The organism is Pirellulales bacterium (genome assembly GCA_036490175.1).
Classification (GTDB): Bacteria; Planctomycetota; Planctomycetia; order Pirellulales; family JACPPG01; genus JACPPG01.
Map to the genome: position 1 here is coordinate 25,472 of DASXEJ010000146.1, position 20,648 is coordinate 46,119.

Consider the following 20,648-nt stretch of genomic DNA (forward strand, 5'->3'; position numbering starts at 1 on the left):
CCGATCGTTGCGAGCGGAAGCCGGCTGGGCACGGAACCCAAGACTTCGAGTATAAGGTCGAGCCAGACTCCTGGCCAGCGGCGAACTGGCTGGCAGTATCATGGACTGGATACCGACGGATCAATTCTGGATGAGCCAGGCCGTCGACGGAATGCGTGCGATCAACCATCGGGCAGAACTGCACCAAGATCCGTACATGCGCACGCCGCGGTACGCCTGACCGTCTAACTTGGACGTCGCCCGAGGGTCACTACGGTCCTAGCAGCGCGCTGCTCGCCAGTACCAAGATGAACAGCACGGCACACAGCACAAGTAGGAAGGCCACCAAGCCACCCCGAGTGCTTCGCGGCATTCTGGCGCCACGAGGCAAGATACGTCCGATCGAGAATGCGAGTCCGCCTTTTCTTACCATATAAACTAGCCTAATCCGGCAAGCGCGCGGTTGCAACGCGATCGATTAACCAGCGGCGGAACTCGGCGACTTTCGACGAAATAGGAGTCGCAGATCCGCCAGTCTCTGCCCGGGCCTGTGCGGTTCTCATGCCGGAGTGAGCCCGGCGTGGCTAGTGTCCCTGCCTGGGTCCGCCCATTACCAGATTGCGGATCAACTCGATTTTGAAACTGCGCAATGCAGGCGCCGCGATGGTCGTATCGTCGTAGATTACTTTTCCGTCGGGGTCGAGCAGCAGGTAGCTCGGGTAGCCGGAAATGCCGTGCTCTTTGTATCGCGCCAGAATGCGCCCATCAGAGTGATCGACAACGATGGGATAGTTCAGTCCCTCTTTCAGTACGTCCTGCTTGATGGCATCGATTGGCATCGAGTTGTCATGAAAGCCAACGACGACCAGCCCCTTGTCCTTATATAAGTCATAAGCGAGTTTGACTGACGGAAGGTCACTGTGGCAGGGTCCGCACCAGGTTGTCCAGAATTGCAGCAGCACGTACTTGCCGCGAAAATCGGCCAGCGATGTGTTTGGCTTGTCGCTGTTCAACCACAACATGCCGTCCAGTTCGGGCGCTGGTTTGCCGCCGAGAGAAATGGCCGATAGGTGCTCCTTCTGATCGGCCGGCATAATGCCGCGCTGCCACTCGTTGAGATCGGCCGGGTATGCGGTGATCGTCGAGCCGTAATCTTGCGATCGCATGCGCAACACAACGTTGGCGGTTGACGCGGCATCATCGAGCCGCACTTGCGCCTCGGCCGCTAACGGCCGATAGGGATCGAACGCCACAATGGTTTGAGCAGGTTCCCGATCATGCGTTTTCAAGTTGACGGGGATCCACGGAGGCGACAAATCAAAATGTCCTTCGTCGTCGGTAGCCACCGGCATGACATAGTAGGCCAACATCGAACCACGAAAGCGCACCACTGCGCGAGCTAAGGGCTGGCCCGCTTCGTCGAGCACGGTGCCGTGTACTTTTGGCACTGGCCGAACCAAAATATCAGGAGCTTCGGTTGATCCATCCGCGGCAACGTCCACCAGGTATTTCTCGGATTGGGAAATAAAGCCCTGCCCGTTGAAAGAGATCTGCACCGGGCCGGGAGCAACCTTCAAGTGATACCGGCCGCTGGGGTGGGTTTCGGCCCAATCCGCGTGCGTCCACCGAGTGGCGAAGCGCGCCATAGGGCCCGTGGCCTGCGCAGCAACCTGGCCTCGAATGCTCTGATCGGCTAGGGGCTTACCCGTGGTTTCGTCGACCACGCGACCGCTGAGCGTGACCTTGGGGACGATTTTGAACGTGAATAGGTCATTGCCAGCCGCGAACTCCATCGGCTCGGCGTTATCAGCGACTGAAGTACCATAGATGCTCGAATAGGATGGAAGCACCAAAAAGTCTGGATGCGTCAGCCGTAGCCAGCTGTACTTGCCGACTGCCACGGTGAGTTGCGCCGTCTTCTCGCCCCGCCAGCTAGGCAGGTCTCCAATAAGCGTCGAGGGACTGTCAAAGGGCTCGTGGCGCAGGTCAATCGACATGGCATGGGGAGTGGGCGTCGCGGCGTCGGCGTCGATTTCCAGCGTCAATTTGACGCCGGGTTCCAAGACCGCCTCGACCGCCGCCTGCGGTCCTACGGTAAATGCCGCAATCTTGGCCGGAGCATATTCGGCATGGATTAAATGGACGTCGATCTTTCCGGCGGGCAAGCCAGGCAGCAGCAACTGGCCATTGGCAACGCTGACTGGCAGTGGGACATCGAGCATGTCCAGCGTCGCCGCCGTAAGTGTAATCGAACCGTTCTGTCCACTGTGTTTGATCGACCAGGTTGTCGCGCCGGCAATCGGACGTCCTTGCGCGTCGCGCACCTGAATCGTCGCTGTTTGCGACGGTGATAGAATTGCATCAAGATCCAAGTTGGCATTCTTGTCGAGAACTCCACAATCCTTGAATCCCAGTAGACCGTCCTTGCCCGCGACCCGGAAAACATACGACTGGCCCGGGCGTAACGCATCGAACCGCGCGACGCCCTGCTCATCCGTGGTGACCGCGCGGTTGTTGCTTTTCCATCTTCGTACGTTCTGGTCAAACCGGAACTGGGTCACGGTTACACCGGCGAGCGGCTGGCCTTGCTCGTCGAGCGCGTGAATCACGACTCGACCCAACTCTGCCGCGGGAGCAGCCAATGCAGCGTGCGTCGTCCAATCATGGCAGCCGAACAAACACAGTAAGACTACGGTGGCCGCGAGACGAACGTCTGCCATCGATTGCATCGTGGTGCCCTCATTTTCCAAGGTGCGTTGCAAGAATCGCGGCGAAGGATTTGGCCGACGCCTGCCATTCTAACACGGCCAGCAGTCAAGAGAGCGTGGCGGTACCTTCATTCTATCGATTTGAAATGGGATTGCCGCCGGTGGCATCCTTGCCATGTGGATAAGAGGTATTGCAGTCGGCCGCGCGGCAGACGCTTTTGTCTGGTTTTTGGGCGCGGTATGATCGCGGAATGCTAGCCGCGCGATATCAATTCACGACCCGTCGCATGTTGCTTTGGACCGCGATGGTCGCGGTGTGGGTTTTTATAATCTCGCGGATCGCGGCGCTGCCCGACGCGCGCCGCGAGGGGCCCAACAAGACCTTTCCGCTGGCGTTCGTCCTGTTGCTGGGGGGCATGGGCACGACGGCATATTTGTTACGCCGCTGGCGCTATGGGCCCGCTATTGCGGCGTTTTCCGTTTCGCTACTTGCGCTCGTGGTTGTGGTGGCGTTCGGTTGAACGTCCGTTGTCGCGCCATCCTGGCAGCGTGTCGCGCGCTTTTTTGGCAAGATCGCTCGATTCAACCGATCGGTTGCGGCAATTGTGGCCGTTTCGGCGCCGCAGTAGGCTAACGGGCGTCCTCTCGGGCCAGTACTTAGCAGAAATAGGAGCCGACCATGATCCGGTTCGATCGCCCCTTGGTATTTGCCTTGAGCGTGGCGTTGACCCTGGTTATTGCAGGTCGGCTGGATGCCGACGACAAGCCTCTACAACTCGATGCCCAGATCGAGCAGGCGCTGCGTAAATCCGCCGAGTTTCTGCAACAGCAGAAAAAGTTCCGGCTGGTGATCGAAGCCGACGCCCGCGTGGAATCCAAAGGGGTCAAGGAATCCATGACGAGCAAATACGGCGTATCGGTCGCGCGCCCCCAGCGCGTGGCGGTACGGCTGATCGAGGGCGATTCGGGCGTCACTCTCGTTTCTGATGGCAAACAATTCGCCCGCGGAGTTGACGCGCTGAAGAAGTACGCGATCGGCGCCGCGCCAGGCGAGATCGACGAAGTCTTCGCCGACCCGGCCGTGGCGATGATCGGCTTGGGAATGGCGGAGCCATTTTTTCACGCACTGTTTTCCGAGGACGCTTACGAAGGATTGCTCGCGGGCGTTACCCTGGCCCGTACTGCGAAGAGCGAGAAGATCGACGGACACGATTGTCTTCGATTTCATTTCGAGCAGCAGGAATACGATTGGGAGATTTGGATCGACTCGGGGGATCGGCCGCTGGTACGCAAACTGACCTGCGATCCAGCCAAGACTTTTGCCGCTGGCAACGCCGCAGGAACCGACATCAAGGTTTTTGTCAGCTTTGCATTTCGCGATTGGAATCTGCAGCCCAAGTGGACCAATGACGAATTTGTGTTCACGCCAGCAGTCGACTGGGAAAAGGTCGACCATTTGTTTGGCGAGGGGGGAGAAGAGACCATTCATCCGTTGCTGGGAATGGTGGCGCCTGCCTTTACGCTCGAGCGACTGACCGGTGGCCAGACCGACCTCGCGCGGCATCGCGATAAGGACGTCGTCATTCTCGATTTCTGGGCAACCTGGTGCGGACCGTGCCGCAAGGCTTTGCCGACGATCGCAAAAGTGGCCAAGAAATATCGCGACAAGGGGGTCGTCTTCTACGCCGTGGACCTCGAAGAAGAGCCCAACGATGTGCGTAAATTCCTGGCCGATCAAAAGCTCGATCTACCAGTTATCCTCGATCGCGACGGCGAGATCGGCAAGCTGTATCGTGCTGAGGGGATTCCGCAAACCGTCCTGGTTGGCAAAGACGGCACTGTGCAAGTCGTACACGTGGGTTTGCTGCCCGATTTGGAAACGCGCTTGAGCAAAGAATTAGACGACCTGGTGGCGGGCAAGGATCTCGCCCAACAAACGCGCGAAGCGGCCGCGGCAAAAGCGTCTGGCCAGGCGGCCGAAGGTATGGAGCTCGCCTGGTCGCGCGATGGAGCATGGACCGGCGTCTCGCTGGCGAACGACGATCTGGTGTACGCCGTCGGCCCGGGTGGGCAAGTGGCCACATTCAATGCGCAAGGAGAAGAAGTCGCCAACAACAAAATCCTGGACAACCCAACGTTTATCCGCGCGGCGAATCTGGCAGGGGATAAAGTCCGCGAGTTGGTGACGTTCACAACGTGGGGACCGGCGGTCAAGGCGCACACGATCGCCGGCGAACTGCTTTGGTCATACGCCAAGGGACAAGGCGTCGACGACGTCTGGACTGTCGATCTCAATGGTGACGGGCTCGACGAAGTGGTCATTGGTTACAACGGCGCGACCGGGTTGCACGTGCTCGACAATACGGGAAACCTACTCTGGTCGAACAACTCGATCGGAAACGTCTGGCACGTCACAGCCGGCAACGTCGTTGGTGACGGGGCGCCGGAGGTTCTCACCACGTCGGCCGTTGGCAAGGTGCATATTTTCGGCGCCGACGGAAAGCATCGCTACGACTTGGATCCGGGACTTTATGGTCACATGGTCCGCACGTGGCACAACGCCAAGGACAAAAAGTCCCTGGACCTAATCATCGTGGCCGGAACGGGGCAGCCCAAAGAAATGGTCGTGGGATTGAATGAAAAGGGGGACAGGCAGTGGAAGCTCGACATCCCGGCGCGGGTCGAGAGCGCGATGACCGCGCTAGAGAAGCCCTGGCTGGCCATCGCGCTGGCCGATCGGTCGGTACGCGTCGTTAACGTACTCAACGGCCAACAGATCGGCCAGGCCCCAGGACAAGGCGCACGAAGCGACGTGGCCTGGCTCTCGGCTAGGGACGTCTCGCCGCTATTAATCGTAGCGACGGGAAGTGCGCTGAGGGCGTACAAGCTCGCCGATAAATAAATCTCACATCCTTTAGCCCAGCACGGCCCGGATCGATTCGCCAAGGATTTCGACCATGCGATCGATTTGGGCATCCGTCGTAATAAACGGCGGGGCCAGGTTGTAGACGTCTCCGCGCAGGCGCGAGAACAGGCCCCGCTCTTGCGTGGCGGCATGGACGCGCGGGCCGACTTTCTCCGTGGCGGGAAATTCGGCCTTGGTGCTCTTGTCGGCGACGAACTCCACTGCTGCCATAAGTCCCAGGCCACGTACATCACCTACGTGCGGATGCGATGCGAGTGTCTTGAGGCCCGCCAACAGCCGTTGGCCTAGCTCGCCGGCACGCTGGACGAGTCCTTCGCGCTCGATGATGTCCAGATTCGCCAGCGCCACGGCGCAGCCAACCGGGTGCGCCGAGTACGTAAAGGCGTGCATCCAGGTTTTATCATCGGGTGCATTATCGATCGTGGCCGCAACGCGGTCATTGATCCCGATTCCACCTAGCGGAAAGTAACCGCTGGTGATGGCTTTGGCGAACGCCACAATATCGGGCTCGATTTTGTAACGCGACAGGCCAAACCAAGCGCCGGTGCGGCCGAAACCGGTGATCACCTCGTCGGCCAGTAGAAGCACATCGTACCGGTCGCAAATGGCGCGGATGCGCGGCCAGTAGTCGTCCGGGGGTACGATCACGCCGCCGGCGCCTTGCACGGGCTCGCCCAGAAAGGCCGCCACGGTGTCTGGGCCTTCGCGCAGAATGGCTTCTTCCAACAGGTCGGCCGCCATTACACCGGGTGTACGCGGGTCGTTGGCGGCGGTGCCGGCAGCAGGTTGGAAGCGATAGGGATAGGGACTCGCGATATGCAAGAAGCCGGGCACGCGCGGTTCGAACATCGGCCAGTAAGAGGCGATGCCCGTCGCCGACATGGCCGCCAAAGTCGTGCCGTGATAGCCCCATTGGCGGCCGATGATCTTCGTTTTGCCGGGCTTGCCGTTCATGTACCAAAAATAGCGCGCGGTCTTGAAAGCAGATTCGTTCGACTCGGCGCCGCCACATGTGAAGAAGAAGCGATTGATCGACGGATAGGTGAGCGTGGCCAGACGTTCGGCCAACGCAATGGCCGGATGATTGGTGCTGCCGGCATAGCCGGTCGCAAAGGCCAGCTTTTGCATCTGATGCGCAGCGGCTTCGGCTAATTCGGTGCGCCCGTGCCCGACGACCACATTCCACAGCCCGGCCAGGCCATCGAAGAACTCGCGGCCCGACTGGTCGATGAGGATGGGGCCGCGTCCTGCCACCCACTCGTGCGCGTGCTTTTGCGCGGCGGGGCGGTGCAGGGGATGGATCAGGTGCGCTTGATCGCGCGAGAGGTCGTCTGGCATGTGTGCGCTCGTACGTCTCGAGATGTCACTGGGGCAGCCAGTGGCACGACGCGGCGCAAGGTCGCGCGCGGCGTGCAGGGGATGAAATGACGAAGCCGCCATTCTACCGCTTGCACACCGCACGGCAAAACTCGCTAACAAACCGGACACATACCCGCGAGGCGCCGCTTTCAGGATTGCGGCGGCAGCCTCGCGGGTTGTATGCGGTGACAGGGCACGTTTGACGCAGACGAGATTGTCGCCCGCGCTGCGCCGCATTGCCCGAGCTCTGGTCGGCATCTCGACGACGGATCGTCGCGATGCTGTTCGTACAGCGGGCCACGGCGCGCTCGCGGCGAGCGAGCTGCTTAGCCCTGGGGGCCTGGAACGTAGGTTGCTCCTGGCGGAATCGTGGCGGCGGCCGGAGCACCCATGTACGGATCGGCAGAGTAGGTCGCTGCCGGCGCACCGCAAGCGGGCGCACTGTACGTGGGGGCGCTTTGGCAGGAGCCGCCGCGGTTGAACCAGTGGAAACAACCAGTCGAACTGGCCATCACGGCCGCTGCGGCCGTCAAAACAAGTAGCAACTTCATGAATCGCACCTCCGGTAAAAACTGCGGATCACGGCGAGGCTGCGGGTCGAACAACTCTACCCCACGCCCTGTGATGTGCAAACGCAACGCGATGATTTTTTGCGCGATAAACGTTGCAGATTTCCTACGCATGTGCAGAAGGCGCGCGCAGAATTACGAACTGTAGATAGCTGCCAACGCATACCGTGCGCGAAAGCGGTCCATCGGCACATGCACGTGCCGCCGGTGGATGACCGCAACACTTGGCATCACCCCCACAGTCGTCAGGCCGTGCCTCGCCGGCACAGGTCCGGCCAACTCGATGCTGGCGTTTTGCGGTACAGGCAGTACAACAAGTGCAAACGGGATGATTGCACGAGCGGTCCTTGAAGGCAGTAGAAATCACACGGCAGGCGTCCCACCTGCATCGATCGAATCTGACAGCATCAAATGCACCAGACCGTGCTTACCTTCACCTCGTTCGGCCCACGACGAACGGCCGCCCGCCTAATGGCGTGCGCTGTCGTGTGTCACGCGCTGCTTGCCGGCTGGCTGGTCTTGACCGTTCGCGCTGACGATGCCGGCCCCACGCTAGCGACGTCATCGGTTTCGGAAGTCGAACCGGGAGATCTCGCTGCCGTCGATCGCGATTGCCATGCCGACGACGAAGTCGCGGCGGCTGCCCTGACGTCGTTCTCTGGCGGCAGCCTGATTCGATTCATTGGACTTGCTGACAGTGCGGCGAACCTCAGCGTGTTCGTCGGCAAAGAGAATTCGTCGCCCGTCGAAGCGATCGTGGCGGGCAGCGATGCTTCGCCTGCTGATAACGCTTCGGTTGTTGAATCCACGTCCGGCAATTCTGCTTGCGAGGACGCTGATCTGGCGGGTTTCGCCGCGGGCGAACAACACGGACACGAGCTATGGGTGGTCAGCACGCGTGGACTGCGCGGAGCAAGTTGCGGCCAATGCGTGGCCGACTTCAATCCCACGGTCGAACAATTCATCTGCGGCCGAGGCTGGATCAAATCGTCGCTGGCCGAGTTTTTATCCACCGACGACAACGCGCGGACCACGGCCATCTTTATTCATGGCAATGACACCGACGCCTCCGAGGCCGAGTCGCGCGGGCGATCGCTGTATCGCTCGTTGCTGACCAGCCGCTGCGATATGCCCCCCACGCGGCTCGTGATTTGGTCGTGGCCAAGCGAGCGCGTCATTCCGCGCTATCGCAAGGACGCTCAGCTGAAAGCCTGCCGCACGACCGTCGAAGGATATTACCTAGCCCAGTTTATCGACCATCTTGGGCCGCAGACTCCCGTCAGCCTAGGGGGCTACAGCTACGGCGCCGGCGTGGTCACCAGCGGGTTGCACTATCTGGGGGGCGGCACGCTCGACGGACGCCAGCTGGTAGAGCGGCAACATCCGGATCGCGATCCTGCGAACGTGATCTTGCTGGGCGCTGCCATCGCCAACAACTGGCTTCTGCCCGGCATGCGTCATCAGCATGCTCTGTCGCAGGTCGAACGGATGGTGATCTTGTTCAATCCGACGGACTTCGTCCTGCACTTCTATCCACGCCTGTGGGGCGGCCACGGACCCGAGGCCTTGGGAGCCACGGGGCTTGCTGCGCCGCGTCGGCTCGGGTCCGAACGGGCCAAGATTACGCAAATCAACGTGCAGCCGCAGCTACACCGCCGCCACGGCTGGGATTATTTCAGTGGCTCTGGCGCGATCATGTCGCTGGTGCGACGCGAACTGATCCACCTGCCCGCCGTCACGGCGGCCGACGGCGAGAGTACGGAATAATGAACGCAACATGATGAATGATAACTCGGGCGGAACGTTTGCTGCAGCGGGCGGCATCTTTTCCGTTCACCATTTCTCATTCCGTATGCACATTTCCGCTCAGGCTTTCAGTTGCTCGTCATGACGCATCAGGCTTGGCGGCTGATCGGCGCGATGTACGTTGGCCAGGGCTTGTTTCGCGCCGGCGTGCTGCTCGACGTCGTTGTCCTCCCACTCGATCGATACCCCACCGCTAAATCCGGCGCGGTTCAGCTCGACAAATAACTCTTCGATCTTGGTGGCGTCGCGGACGGTGCCGGCTGTGACAAAGTTCCAGCCATTCTCCTTGTCACCCATTGGGTGATGCCCTCCCAAACGTCCGCTACGGGTGTAGCCATCGATTACTTGCACCCCTTTGATGTGGGCGCAATGGATACGGTCGCCATACTCGCGGATGAAGTGTACGCCCGACACGCCTTGCCATTCCATGTGCGAACAGTCGAAGTTGAAGCCGGCCGCCTTGGCAAAACCGGCTGCGTCGACCGCGCGCAGATAGTCCCCGGCGCTCGAAATATCTCCCATCGCACGTTCGCTGGGGTGGCATTCCAGATCGTAGGTGGTGCCGTACTTCAGACAGGCTTGGAATACTGGGGCGAAGCGTTCCACCAACAGTTCCAGGCTGATTTTATAAACGTCGGGAATCGGGTGACCCCCTAACGACGAAGGAAGCGGAGGGAACAGGAACCAGTGTGACCAGCAATGGGCCGGCGAGCCGACAAAACCCGAGACCGGCACCACGCGATCTTGCAGCTTGCCCATGAAGTGCGCCAGACGCACCATATTGACTAGCGATTGGGTGGCCTGTTTGTGCGCGATCTGGCCGACATCGTCCGGCACAAAGAACGGATCGGTGCGTGGTGGATTATTGCCAGCGCTGCGCCAGCGGCCATAAGCTTCGACCGCTTCGCCGCCGAGGAACTGCAACGTTTTCGCCGTGGGCTCGTCTCCCAGAGCCTGGCCTTGCAAGTGGCCGGCGATCGAAAAGATCTCCAGCCCACGCTTACGCGCGAGCGCAACCCGCTCTTCGGCGTACTTCTGCGCTCCGGCATCGTCACCGCAACGATCGAGCGCCAGCTCCCAACTGGCTTCCTCCCAACCGTCGAAGCCAGTCTCGGCCAGCCAATCCAGCCAGCGCTGCTCGGGCACGTTGCCAAACTGCCCACGCACCAGGCCGATTTGATGGTATGACGAACGTCCCCAGCGATGCTCTTTCGTTTGATGATGGCCCACGACACGTTTCTCCGAGTTCGTTGCGACATGCGGCGCGAGGCGCCCACGCTCCAAGCGGAGCATCTTACGGTCCGCGGCGCGAGTTTGCAAAAGGGGCAGGGCAGGGGAGCCGATCGTGTCGGGCAGTAGTCTGTTGTCGGGTGGCGGGCGCAACTGCCTCTGTCGAGTCGAGTCGTGAACCCAGCAAATCGAGCAAACTCTACAGCCGTTTAATACGCCGGCGAGTCGCTGGCCGGGAACGACTCTTCCGAGGCTTCTTGCACCACGTCGAAAGGCTCGGCCGTGATTTGGGGCGTGAGCAAGATCGTGACCAGCACCGTCGCATCGGTCAGGCCCCGTAGCGCGTGCGGCTCGTTTTCTGCGAGGTACAAGAAATCGCCCGCGGCCAACTCCTGTCGCTTTGTGCCGGTGAATGCGATGCGCCCCTCCAAACATTGCACCGTGATCGGGCCGGTCACCTTGTGTGTAGGGATTTCCTTGCCGGCGGGCAGCACCAATCGAATCACTTCCAGTTGATTGGTCTTCACCAATGTGGACGTTTTCGCGCCCGTGATGTTCTCGCCGAGGACCAATGACACTAACTCGCCGGGTTGGATGTGATTGAACGACATATCAATTCGTACCTTTCTAATTTAGCCGACGGTCGACGACGACTTGACGCTGGTGCCGATGCAGGCCCTTCGCACCGCAACTCGCGGGCCATGTGTCGGACATTCTACACCTACGCGAGGGAAAGGGGTGCAATGTTGTGAACCAGCCGGCACAGCTCCAGCCCTGTGGGCCATTGTTTCTTGGGTCAGCACGTCGACACATCTGTGAGAGCAGTCACGTTTTAGATTCTGTTTCTCATCGTCGATTTGTGGGTTGCGTACTATTTCGACGGCGGGTGATCGAAAACGTTCGTCACTGATCGATGAAAGTACCGAAGGCAACTCTTTATTGTCAGCAATCACTTTGTTTGTGGCTTGACTTTTACTATTACACTAGATAGTGTAATACTGTGAGATGCACGCCGAAACCCTCGCTCCGTGATCGTCCGACTTTAACTGCCCCACAGGCTTCCGCGTTGGAAGACTTGTTCAAGGTTTTAGCGAACGATACCCGCCTGCGATTGCTGCATGCTATCGCCAAACATCGCGAGATTTGTGTTGGCGACTTAGCGGGCGAACTTGAAATGACCCCACAAGCCGTATCGAACCAGCGTCAACGGCTACGGGGCATCGTCGCGAGCCGCCGCGAGGGGAACAGCATCTACTATCGAATTGTCGATCAATGCGTATTAATCCTGTTGGATCGTGGTCTTTGTCTCTTGGAAGAGGCAGACAAACGGCGCGCCGCCCGGAGGTTCGTATGAATCGTAGAAAATGGCTATCGAGTCTATCCGCGCTAGGGATGCTGGCGCTACCGAATATGGCTTTGGCCGAGTCGCCGGCGGAAGAATGCGACGAGTCGTGTGACGAGTGCGCAGATGCTTGTTCGGCCTGCGTCAATCATTGTATTGATCTTCTGGCCGACAGCATGCCGGTCAAAGACTGCCTTAAGGCCTGCCTCGATTGCGCCGACATCTGTGCCGCCTGTTCAAAAGTCTCGGCGCGTAAAGGGCCATCGACTGCCATCATCGCGGCGGCCTGTGCTGCGGCTTGCGAGCGATGTGCCGCCGACTGCGAAAAGCATAAAGACGACAAGATTATGGCGAAGTGCGCAGAGGAGTGCCGGAAGTGCGCCAAGACGTGCCACCCATTGGCGAAGTAGGTGATTCATCCGGCCAGAACTGCGGGGAGACGAGTTTTATCATCGCCTCCGGAAATAGTCGCTGAACCCTGTGATATTCGTTGGCGATGGTCAATTCATTCAAAACTACAAGCCGAATGCTGTATTGTCCTTTCTCGCCGAAAAGCCACAGCAACCTTGGCGCGTTCACGGGTTCAATGTATTCAAGGCTTTCCCGCGTGAAGTCATGCTCCAGGGCGATGGCCATTTGATGTTTCAAAAAGGCATGCCGCTGTCGAATCCAATGCCTGCTGTAGGACACCCAACCGAGTAGGCACGCCGCGCCGTTACCGCCACGAACAGTGTGCGTAGAGTGTACCGGAGCCGACTGCGGGTGGGACGCAGCATGGACCTCATTGTGGCTTCGACCGCCTGTGTGGTATTCTCGCGGCAACAAAGGAGTCTATGCATGCGTCGTGCCTTCACGCTAGTCGAAGTCTTGGTTGTCGTTGCTATCATCGGCATTTTGATAGCTATCTTGCTGCCCGCCGTTCAGGCGGCGCGGGAATCGGCTCGTTGCACTCAATGCACGAACAATCTAAAGCAAATTGGCATTGCCCTCATCAACTATCACGACACCAACGGTGTCTTGCCAGCCGGCTATATTTCCAAATTTGACAGTAGTGGAAACGATTTAGGGCCGGGGTGGGGATGGGCCGCGGCCATTCTGCCGCACATGGAACAGACCCCGATTTACAATGTGATCCATTTCAATCTGGCTATCGAAAGTCCACTCAACGGCGTTCGCGTGGCGAACGTGCCTTCGTACCTCTGCCCATCGGATACCGTCAGCCTGTCGTGGCCTGCCATGAGCCGCGATACCCTCGGTAACCCGGTTGCTTTGATATGCGAGGTTGCCCCGTCCAACTACGTGGGAGTGTATGGCTCAACAGAGCCCGGCGTTGATGGTGACGGCCTTTTTTACCGCAACAGCCAAGTGCGCATTGCAGACATAACCGACGGCACGGCGCAGACCTTGGCGGTAGGAGAGCGATCGCATTTCCTTGGTGTGGCAACCTGGGCTGGGGCAGTGACAGGTGCGATTCTATTCGACGATGATGGAGACGACGTAGGAAATGCTCATCCCGAGAATGGTACCGGGATGGTCTTAGGCCATGCCGGTGAGAACGCTACACCGGGTGACCCGCACAGTGACGTGAACCAGTTTTTTAGTTTTCACGGTAGCGGGGCTAATTTTCTATTCGCCGATGGACATTGTAGCTTCATACCAATGAGCATCGACTACAACACCTACTGCGCGATGTCCACACGTGGTACCGGTGAAGTCGTTTCGGGAGCCTACTAAATGCGTTTTTTCCTCTGCCTGTTGATCGTGGTCGTTGGATGCAACAAAACGCCAGTGAAGCAAGACAAGCCGATAACGCTCGCTGATGTCCCTGAGGTCGTGATGAAAGCGGCCAACGCGGCGGCCAAGAAGAATTTCCCCGACATCAAGTTCGAGACGGTTACCATCAAACGCAGTGGTGTATACGAAATCACGGGCAGGACCAAGAACGGGAAGGTCCACGACGTGGAAGTCAAGCCGGACGGCGACATCACGGAAATCGAGTAGGCTAAGACACCGCCCATCGCAGTCCCATCACTCCACACATCTGCTGTAACGAAACCACGCTGTCTTGGACCTTGGCGGTTAATGTGCACAAGCTTGTAATACGCTTACTGGCCGTGATATTTCGCTCTGCCGCGGTGGAATAGCGATCGATCGGCTTCGCCGTTCGCGTCTCGCCCTGCACCGTGTGCCAGAAATAACCTATATTGGCGTATTGACCGGCGTCGTATTCTCCGCAGTCCGATCACCCTCCATGCACGGAGTGAGCCATGATGCGTACAAGTAATCCTGCGTTGAACGCAGCGGTATTTAGCGTTCGGGACACGAGCTGTTCCACCGTGATGACGTTGCAAGGGACGGTCGCCAAGACGGCCATCCTGTTGGGCATCCTCATGGTCGGGGCCGCCTTCACGTGGCATCAGGCGATGCAGGGATACGACGTTGCAAATGTCGCCAACGTCCGGCCCGGTTCGGTGCAGCTGTCGCAAGTTCCGCCAGGGATCATGGGCTATATCGCCGGCGGAGCGATCGTCGGCATGATTCTGGCTTTGATCACTGTGTTCAAGCCGGCTGTCTCGCCCTATACCGCGCCTGTGTATGCACTGGCCGAGGGAGTGTTTCTTGGTGGCTTCTCGGCGATGTTTCAGTACATTTATCCCGGCATCGTGCCCGAGGCGGTGGCGCTGACCTTTGGCACGTTCGCGGCTTTGTTGACCGCATATGCGACGCGCATCATTCGTCCGACCGAGAAATTCAAGTTGGGAATCGTGGCGGCCACCGGGGGCATTTGCTTGTTCTATCTGGCCACGATGGTGCTGGGCTTTTTCGGCGTCGGCATTCCCGCGATCTATCAAGCGGGCTGGGTCGGCATTGGCTTCTCGGCATTCGTGGTCGTCATCGCGGCGCTGAATCTGGTGCTCGATTTCGATTTCATCGAGACCGGCTGTGCGCAGGGCGCGCCCAAGTACATGGAATGGTACGGCGGCTTCGGCCTGCTGGTGACGCTGGTCTGGCTGTATATGGAGATCCTGCGTTTGCTCGTCAAGCTCCGCGGACGCGACTGAGTTGCCGGCATTGGCTGTTACTCTGTGTGGCAAAGAATTCAGGCCCACGTCGCTCGAGCGCGGCGTGGGCTTTTTGTTGCACCGCGATCGCGTGTGCGACAAAGTGACGTGCGGTTCCGGCGGCGTGGACCGGCATTGCCGTCTTTACGAGCGGTTGCAGGGTCGCGTCGAGGCGCAGGAGTTCAACAAGAAGCGCAAGGCCAAGGATCATTTCCTGACGCGCGAGTTGGACAAGCCTCGGCGCAGCGATGACCTGGGCAAAGCTGCTGGCTGACAACCGCGTGGACAAGGAACCGCCGAGCAAGGCGGAGCTGGGTAACCTGTTGGGTAACCTGTGCTCGATCGTCACCCGCAGCCTCAACGATGTCGCATCGACCGGCTCGTCGGCCGATGCCCCGCTTCGTACTCACCAATGATGCTGCCCGCACCTTGTCGCTGATCGTCGTGCGTGCGAGGGGCTACCGGCCTAAATCCACCGGCGGTCACCACTACAACACCTTCATGGCCCTGGAGACGGCGGAGCCAGCCTTCAAAAACCAGGCGGTGTATTTCGACGGGTGCTGGTCGCGCAATACGACGGAATACAACTTCGCTGGCGGTATAACCGAGACCAACGCCGCTGCATTGCTCAAGGCAGTGAGGCAATTTGCCCCCGATGTCGAGGACTGGTTCAAAACCCACTATCCCGCGATCGTTTGACCGCTTTCTTGTCAGGACACGCGGTTTCGTTCGTAGCGAATTAACCCCAGGAACGAGGACTTCTACACATTGCCTGGGTGTGCCCTTCAGGGGTTATTGCTCAATCACGAATAGCATTGCTCGTCTTCAATTCGATTGGTTTTCAAGGCTACTCGGTACCAGCAGCGCTGCTCGCCGCTTGGCCGTCAATCGGCTACAATGCTGCCACACCATTTGTTGCTTTAGCAACTTTGAAAAAAAGTTTGCAACACTTGAGAGGCGTCAGCGACTGTACTGATAGCGGCAATGATCGCCGGTCCGAGAAAGTACGGGTCGAGCCTCAATGATCTGCGGGGCCGCAGCGTGGCGCTCTTCATCGAGTTGCTGGACGCGGATCTGTACGGGTTCCGGATTAAATAACGCAATCGCCGAATTGCGAAGCATTGCACTTTAATGAGCCAAGCTCGCTGATGAAGGCGCGCCGCATCGAATCTCTCGGACCATCCTTACATGTCCACTCGTAAGAAGCGCCGGCGAGAGGCCGCGGCCCGGCAGGACACTGGCACATCGCTGACGCGCCCGCGGCTGCCCGAGGGCTTTAGGCAAGGATTGGCAGCACTAGCCGTTCTGAGTGCCGTGGCATTCGCCGTCTATGGCCGAGCCCTACACTGCTCGTTCATCTTCGACGACTTCTTGTCGGTTCTCAAAAATCGTTCGATCACCAGGCTTTGGCCTCTCGTTGGTGCCTCTGGAGACAGTGGCCCACTGGTCGCGCCCTGGGGGTCGTCCACCGCGGGTAGACCGCTGGTAAACCTATCGCTGGCGATCAACTACCACTTCGGTCAGGTCGACCCGTTTGGTTATCACGTCTTCAATTTGGTGATGCACGTGCTGTCCGCGACGCTGTTATGTGCGATCGTTCGTCGCACGTCGCGATTGCCCTACTTCGGTGGGCGATTCGACCGTATGGCAGGGCTCCTGGCCCTGCTGGTCGCGATCGTTTGGCTTGTTCACCCGTTACAGACCGAAGCCGTCGAATACATCACCCAGCGCACCGAGCTGATGATGGGGTTTTTCTACCTGTCCACACTCTACGCTAGCCTGCGGTACTTCGGCGCCACATCGTCCCGTGGGCGCATGGTCTGGCCGACGGTCGCGGGCGTCGCCTGTTTGCTGGGAATGGCCTGCAAGGAAGTAATGGTCTCGGCGCCGCTGGTGGTACTGCTCTTCGAACGCACGTTCGTTACCGGATCGTTTCAGCGCGCCTTGCGACAATCGTGGCCGCTCTACATGCTCCTGGCACTCGGCTGGTCGGCGTTGCTGATTCTGAACCACGGCGGGCCTCGCTCCGCATCGGCCGGATTCGATCTGGAGATCCCGGCCTATGTTTGGTGGTTCACGCAAGCCAAAGTGCTGGCGATGTATTTGCAGCTGGTCGTCTGGCCCTGGCCCCTGGTGATCCATTACGATGTCCCTTATCTGGGTACGCTCGCTACGGCTTGGCCCTGGCTCGTGTTCGTGGGGCTATCGGGCATAGGGACGCTCGTGCTTCTCGCGCGCCGCACGGCAGCGGGCTTCGTGTGCGGTTGCGTATTTTTGATCCTGTCGCCGACGATCGTGGTTCCGATCATTACGGAAGTCGCCGCGGAACGTCGCATGTACCTTCCGCTGGCCGCGATTCTCGCACTCGTAATCATCGGAGGATATGCGCTGCTGCAGAAAACGCTACGGGCGTTCGCTCCCGCATCGTATGATCCTGCACTCGACCGCGGACCTGTCACAGTTACGATCGCAGCCACCGTCGTGTGGGCCATCGTCCTGAGTGTAGCGAGCGCGCACCGGCTCGAGGCCTATGGCGATCCCGTCACGCTGTGGGAGGATACGGTGCGACACAGCCCCAATGATGCCATCGCTTACATCAATTTGGGTGGCGCGCTGAACGCTGCCGGACGTTACGGAGAGGCCGTCGAATGCATGGCGCAATTGCTGCGGCTTGACCCCGACTCGGCCGAGGCCCATTACGGGCTTGCCGTCGCGCTCGTCAATCTCAATCGCTCGCAAGATGCCATCGAGCATTTGGAAAAAGCGCTGCACGGGCCAGACGCGATCGAGACTCACTACGCCCTGGGCATTGCCCTCATCAACGTGGGCCGGTCGCCGGAAGCGGTCGAGCACTTGGCTCTGGTCGCGAAAGGAAAACCAAACTCCGGCGACGTGCAAAACAATCTGGCAAGGGCGCTGCAGGGCGCGGGACGGGCACAAGAGGCCATCGAACATTTCCTGCTTGCGCTCAACTTGGGGACTGATTCGGCGCTGCTTCGCAACAATCTGGCGAGTGCGCTAACCAGCACCGGCCGGCTGTCGGAGGCCATCACCGAGTTCGAGCAGGCCGTCCGGCTGAGACCCGATTATCTCGAGGCGCGCACGAAGCTGACCATGCTCTACGCCGAAACCGGCCGATCCTCGGATGCCATTGCCATGGCCGAACGGGCTTTGGCCCTGGCCCGGTCCGCAGGACTCACGGCGCAGGTGCAGCAGATCGAACGGTGGTTAACGGAATACCGCCAGCGGAACTGACTGCGCTCATCCGCCCTCATTCGCTCGCCTCGGCTGCGCGTACTAGGCTGACCGCGACACCTTGCAGTTTTGTAAGGCTTGTAATTTGTTTTCTTGTCAATGTTTCGTCCTCATTGCGGCCCGTTCGTAGCACGCACCGTGGCGCTTTCGGCGTGGCCGAGCTTGCGATCAGTCGCGGCAACGCTGGCCGGTCCGTCGCCGATTGTACGGGGCAGCACCGCCTCCCTAGTTTCGGTGCGTGGTGTTGTCCGTGCCTCTGCGTGAAGAGAGTCGTTTTTTATCATTGCTTCTCATATCTAAACGTTTGGCGAGATCCGAATTCTTTGCTTTGCGGGCAGCGGCTTGCCCTGTCTGGACCATTTGCCGGGCATTGTCGAAGTCGCCGGCGGCAACGGCGCCTTCGACGGCGTTCAACGCAGCTTCGGCTAATCCGAGATTCTGAGTTGTCGACGAGGCCGACTTCGCAATGGCCGCGAATATGTCGGCCTTTATCACTGGGATGTCCGCCCTATAGAAGCCGTCGATTTCGTCAATCGCGGTAATGGCCAACGCGGTGTCACCCAGGCCGACGGCGATATCTCTGGCGATGGAAAAAAGCATGAATCGTCATGCGGGGTCGTCTCTTCTTGGCAAGGTCCGCCTTTTGCGTCGCGCTTTTCGCCTGCCGATACTCGCCATCGTGGATTTCGAGTACCGTGTGCCGCGCCTTTTGCTGGGCGCTGGCCGAGGGAATCGGTAACTTCGCCGACTCCTGCGCAGCGGAACGATCGACGACGGCCAGCAACATGAACGATGCGAGACGTGCGGCGATGACGACCACGTGTTGATTGCCCCACTTCATCATCGCGCCTCTGATCCAATGAACAACATGAAATGCCATAGCCCGTGCTAGCATGGCGGCTATGGTACTTCGACCAGTGGCACGGGCCACTAATTCGCGGCTGCGCATGGGCTGCCGCTCGGGGCCGTGTAGCCAAAGTTGTGGCTGTTTCATTGCCGCCAGCACCGGCTGCCAGCGGCCCCCCGCACAGCACCGCCAAATTCTCTGGCCTCCGCGACAGTCAAAAGCCGAATAATCATCAAGGCCGGGCAAGTCCTGGCTCGGATGATTCCGGTTCAGCGGCCACGGCGCTCATCACGCTTGCGGCGCTGGCTCGGGCTCCGTGCAGTTCCTGAAGGGGGGGACTCTGTGGACGAACATCGGATGATGGCGATGCAGGACCGCGCGCATGCACGGATCCGCAGGCCGCGCAAACCTCGCGCCGTGGGCAGACGGACGGCTCGTAGCGAGTGGCTCTGGGCCGTAGACATTGCACGAGATATTCACCGGCTCACGCGACGGTGGCATGGTTGGTGGCACATGCATGTGCCGACACTGACAGCTCGGCTGGCTTTTTTTTGCGTGGTGATGGGCATCGGGACGGTTGCGCAGGCTGCCAAGCCGGACAATGGCGCCAGCACGTCACGCTCGGCACGCGACGACGCGACGCGGATCATTCCGCAAGACAAGCTGACACCCGATGGGCAACAAAAAGTTGCCTCTGTACTGCAGCAGGTGTCGATTTTTCGCCGGCTGCCTACTCAGGTCATCGAATGCGACCCGAACATGTATTTGTTTCTGGTCGAGCATCCGGATTTGGTCGTCAATATGTGGGAGGTGATGGACGTCAGCGATATGCGACTGGAAAAGACTGGCCCCGACACGTATCGCGCCAACGATGGCGTCGGCACAGAGGGGCATGTCGAGTATCTATATCGCAGCTTCGACACGCACATTATGTATGCCGAGGGGGCCTACACAGGGCCGATGTTCGTGAACCCGGTACACGGCAAATGCCTGTTGATATTGAAAACCGGCTACGTCCGCGAACCGAATAACAGGTATTACATCACCTGCCGGCTCGACACGTTTATACAATTGAAGAACGTGGGGCTGGAAATCGTTGCCCGGACATTCCAGCCGCTGGTAGGCAAAACCGCGGATCACAACTTCCGCGAGACCGCCTCGTTCATGGCCATGGTATCTCGCAGTGCCGAAAGCAGGCCGCGGGCGCTGCAGCAGCTTACGGCGCAATTGACCAAGATCTCGGACGAGGATCGCGACGAATTCGCTGACATCGCCAACCAATTGACACTCACGGCCGTGGAACGCAACGGCGACACAGAGCGGGCCATGGCGACGCCGAATAGTCAACGCAAGACCGTCATGAAGCCCACCACCTCCGGTGGGCGATAGATTGGCGTGGCGGTTCTATGCGTCAGGTGGTGTAGTCGGCATTGAGTCTGACATATTCGGCGGTCAGGTCGGTCGTCCAAAATCGGGTCTGGGCCGTCCCTTCGCCAAAGGTCAATTGCACAAGTGTGTCGCGGTTTTCGCGAATCGAACGCGACACGGCCGCGCGATCGAACTCG

General features: G+C 59.4%; 19 protein-coding genes. 10 read left to right on the plus strand and 9 right to left on the minus strand.

The genetic code is table 11. The annotated features are described in order from the left end of the window. Nucleotides 1-563: 563 nt before the first annotated feature. The gene (locus tag VGG64_11425) at nt 564-2,699 is read right to left on the minus strand and encodes a redoxin family protein (GenBank protein ID HEY1600207.1); all 2,136 of its coding nucleotides are present in this window, start codon (nt 2,697-2,699) and stop codon (nt 564-566) included. Nucleotides 2,700-2,974: 275 nt separating this feature from the next. Between VGG64_11425 and VGG64_11430 the strand changes: the two genes are divergently transcribed. After that, nucleotides 2,975-3,208 carry a hypothetical protein gene (locus tag VGG64_11430; protein HEY1600208.1) on the plus strand — a complete coding sequence of 78 codons (234 nt, stop codon included), beginning with the start codon at nt 2,975-2,977 and terminating at the stop codon, nt 3,206-3,208. A 158-nt stretch (nt 3,209-3,366) separates the two neighbouring features. Then, nucleotides 3,367-5,589, plus strand: a complete 2,223-nt coding sequence (locus VGG64_11435; protein HEY1600209.1) for a DUF2092 domain-containing protein — start codon at nt 3,367-3,369, stop codon at nt 5,587-5,589. A 12-nt stretch (nt 5,590-5,601) separates the two neighbouring features. Here the strand turns inward: VGG64_11435 and VGG64_11440 are convergent, their stop codons facing one another. Beyond that, nucleotides 5,602-6,951 (minus strand): aspartate aminotransferase family protein, encoded by a 1,350-nt coding sequence (locus VGG64_11440; protein HEY1600210.1) that lies wholly within the window; start codon nt 6,949-6,951, stop codon nt 5,602-5,604. A gap of 347 nt (nt 6,952-7,298) precedes the next feature. Continuing rightward, nucleotides 7,299-7,523, minus strand: a complete 225-nt coding sequence (locus VGG64_11445) for a hypothetical protein (protein HEY1600211.1) — start codon at nt 7,521-7,523, stop codon at nt 7,299-7,301. Nucleotides 7,524-8,027: 504 nt separating this feature from the next. On the opposite strand from VGG64_11445, the gene VGG64_11450 reads away from it, so the two are divergent. Beyond that, nucleotides 8,028-9,308, plus strand: coding sequence for a hypothetical protein (locus VGG64_11450; GenBank protein ID HEY1600212.1), 1,281 nt, complete (start codon nt 8,028-8,030; stop codon nt 9,306-9,308). Between the two features lie 99 nt (nt 9,309-9,407). On the opposite strand, the gene VGG64_11455 is transcribed toward VGG64_11450, so the two are convergent. From VGG64_11455 to VGG64_11465, 3 genes are all read right to left on the minus strand, one after another. Continuing rightward, nucleotides 9,408-10,577 carry a TIM barrel protein gene (locus VGG64_11455; GenBank protein HEY1600213.1) on the minus strand — a complete coding sequence of 390 codons (1,170 nt, stop codon included), beginning with the start codon at nt 10,575-10,577 and terminating at the stop codon, nt 9,408-9,410. Between the two features lie 209 nt (nt 10,578-10,786). Next, a complete protein-coding gene (locus VGG64_11460; GenBank protein HEY1600214.1) occupies nt 10,787-11,188 on the minus strand; it encodes a cupin domain-containing protein in 402 nt (133 codons plus the stop codon). Nucleotides 11,189-12,264: 1,076 nt separating this feature from the next. Further along, nucleotides 12,265-12,555 carry a hypothetical protein gene (locus VGG64_11465; protein ID HEY1600215.1) on the minus strand — a complete coding sequence of 97 codons (291 nt, stop codon included), beginning with the start codon at nt 12,553-12,555 and terminating at the stop codon, nt 12,265-12,267. 201 nt (nt 12,556-12,756) lie between these two features. Between VGG64_11465 and VGG64_11470 the strand changes: the two genes are divergently transcribed. The 6 genes from VGG64_11470 (at nt 12,757) to VGG64_11495 (ending at nt 18,236) form a co-directional block, all read left to right on the plus strand. Continuing rightward, a complete protein-coding gene (locus tag VGG64_11470; protein ID HEY1600216.1) occupies nt 12,757-13,653 on the plus strand; it encodes a DUF1559 domain-containing protein in 897 nt (298 codons plus the stop codon). Further along, nucleotides 13,654-13,920, plus strand: coding sequence for a hypothetical protein (locus VGG64_11475; protein ID HEY1600217.1), 267 nt, complete (start codon nt 13,654-13,656; stop codon nt 13,918-13,920). A gap of 266 nt (nt 13,921-14,186) precedes the next feature. Next, nucleotides 14,187-14,981: a Bax inhibitor-1/YccA family protein gene (locus tag VGG64_11480; protein HEY1600218.1), complete on the plus strand. Its 795-nt coding sequence runs from the start codon at nt 14,187-14,189 to the stop codon at nt 14,979-14,981. A 10-nt stretch (nt 14,982-14,991) separates the two neighbouring features. Beyond that, entirely contained in the window at nt 14,992-15,255 is a 264-nt protein-coding gene (locus VGG64_11485) for a hypothetical protein (GenBank protein HEY1600219.1), read from the plus strand. 89 nt (nt 15,256-15,344) lie between these two features. After that, nucleotides 15,345-15,680, plus strand: a complete 336-nt coding sequence (locus VGG64_11490; protein HEY1600220.1) for a hypothetical protein — start codon at nt 15,345-15,347, stop codon at nt 15,678-15,680. 489 nt (nt 15,681-16,169) lie between these two features. Further along, nucleotides 16,170-18,236 carry a tetratricopeptide repeat protein gene (locus VGG64_11495; protein ID HEY1600221.1) on the plus strand — a complete coding sequence of 689 codons (2,067 nt, stop codon included), beginning with the start codon at nt 16,170-16,172 and terminating at the stop codon, nt 18,234-18,236. A gap of 225 nt (nt 18,237-18,461) precedes the next feature. Here VGG64_11495 and VGG64_11500 read toward each other — a convergent pair whose 3' ends face one another. Together VGG64_11500 and VGG64_11505 are read right to left on the minus strand one after the other, a co-directional pair. Continuing rightward, nucleotides 18,462-18,836 carry a hypothetical protein gene (locus VGG64_11500; protein ID HEY1600222.1) on the minus strand — a complete coding sequence of 125 codons (375 nt, stop codon included), beginning with the start codon at nt 18,834-18,836 and terminating at the stop codon, nt 18,462-18,464. Further along, nucleotides 18,793-19,077 carry a hypothetical protein gene (locus VGG64_11505; GenBank protein ID HEY1600223.1) on the minus strand — a complete coding sequence of 95 codons (285 nt, stop codon included), beginning with the start codon at nt 19,075-19,077 and terminating at the stop codon, nt 18,793-18,795. Before VGG64_11505 ends, VGG64_11500 begins: the two co-directional genes overlap by 44 nt. A gap of 519 nt (nt 19,078-19,596) precedes the next feature. On the opposite strand from VGG64_11505, the gene VGG64_11510 reads away from it, so the two are divergent. Then, complete coding sequence (locus VGG64_11510) at nt 19,597-20,472, plus strand: hypothetical protein (protein ID HEY1600224.1); 876 nt, start codon at nt 19,597-19,599, stop codon at nt 20,470-20,472. A 22-nt stretch (nt 20,473-20,494) separates the two neighbouring features. On the opposite strand, the gene VGG64_11515 is transcribed toward VGG64_11510, so the two are convergent. After that, on the minus strand, nt 20,495-20,648 hold a 154-nt coding region (locus VGG64_11515), incomplete at its 5' end, for a bifunctional ornithine acetyltransferase/N-acetylglutamate synthase (GenBank protein ID HEY1600225.1).

What these genes read in the sequence shown, in the direction of transcription:
- VGG64_11425 (HEY1600207.1), bottom strand. Translation starts at nt 2,699, where the DNA reads ATGGCAGACGTTCGTCTCGCGGCCACCGTAGTCTTACTGTGTTTGTTC.
- VGG64_11465 (HEY1600215.1), bottom strand. Translation starts at nt 12,555, where the DNA reads ATGGCCATCGCCCTGGAGCATGACTTCACGCGGGAAAGCCTTGAATAC.
- VGG64_11430 (HEY1600208.1), top strand. Translation starts at nt 2,975, where the DNA reads ATGTTGCTTTGGACCGCGATGGTCGCGGTGTGGGTTTTTATAATCTCG.
- VGG64_11505 (HEY1600223.1), bottom strand. Translation starts at nt 19,077, where the DNA reads ATGAAGTGGGGCAATCAACACGTGGTCGTCATCGCCGCACGTCTCGCA.
- VGG64_11440 (HEY1600210.1), bottom strand. Translation starts at nt 6,951, where the DNA reads ATGCCAGACGACCTCTCGCGCGATCAAGCGCACCTGATCCATCCCCTG.
- VGG64_11500 (HEY1600222.1), bottom strand. Translation starts at nt 18,836, where the DNA reads ATGCTTTTTTCCATCGCCAGAGATATCGCCGTCGGCCTGGGTGACACC.
- VGG64_11480 (HEY1600218.1), top strand. Translation starts at nt 14,187, where the DNA reads ATGATGCGTACAAGTAATCCTGCGTTGAACGCAGCGGTATTTAGCGTT.
- VGG64_11490 (HEY1600220.1), top strand. Translation starts at nt 15,345, where the DNA reads ATGTCGCATCGACCGGCTCGTCGGCCGATGCCCCGCTTCGTACTCACC.
- VGG64_11470 (HEY1600216.1), top strand. Translation starts at nt 12,757, where the DNA reads ATGCGTCGTGCCTTCACGCTAGTCGAAGTCTTGGTTGTCGTTGCTATC.
- VGG64_11445 (HEY1600211.1), bottom strand. Translation starts at nt 7,523, where the DNA reads ATGAAGTTGCTACTTGTTTTGACGGCCGCAGCGGCCGTGATGGCCAGT.
- VGG64_11435 (HEY1600209.1), top strand. Translation starts at nt 3,367, where the DNA reads ATGATCCGGTTCGATCGCCCCTTGGTATTTGCCTTGAGCGTGGCGTTG.
- VGG64_11475 (HEY1600217.1), top strand. Translation starts at nt 13,654, where the DNA reads ATGCGTTTTTTCCTCTGCCTGTTGATCGTGGTCGTTGGATGCAACAAA.
- VGG64_11510 (HEY1600224.1), top strand. Translation starts at nt 19,597, where the DNA reads ATGCATGTGCCGACACTGACAGCTCGGCTGGCTTTTTTTTGCGTGGTG.
- VGG64_11460 (HEY1600214.1), bottom strand. Translation starts at nt 11,188, where the DNA reads ATGTCGTTCAATCACATCCAACCCGGCGAGTTAGTGTCATTGGTCCTC.
- VGG64_11495 (HEY1600221.1), top strand. Translation starts at nt 16,170, where the DNA reads ATGTCCACTCGTAAGAAGCGCCGGCGAGAGGCCGCGGCCCGGCAGGAC.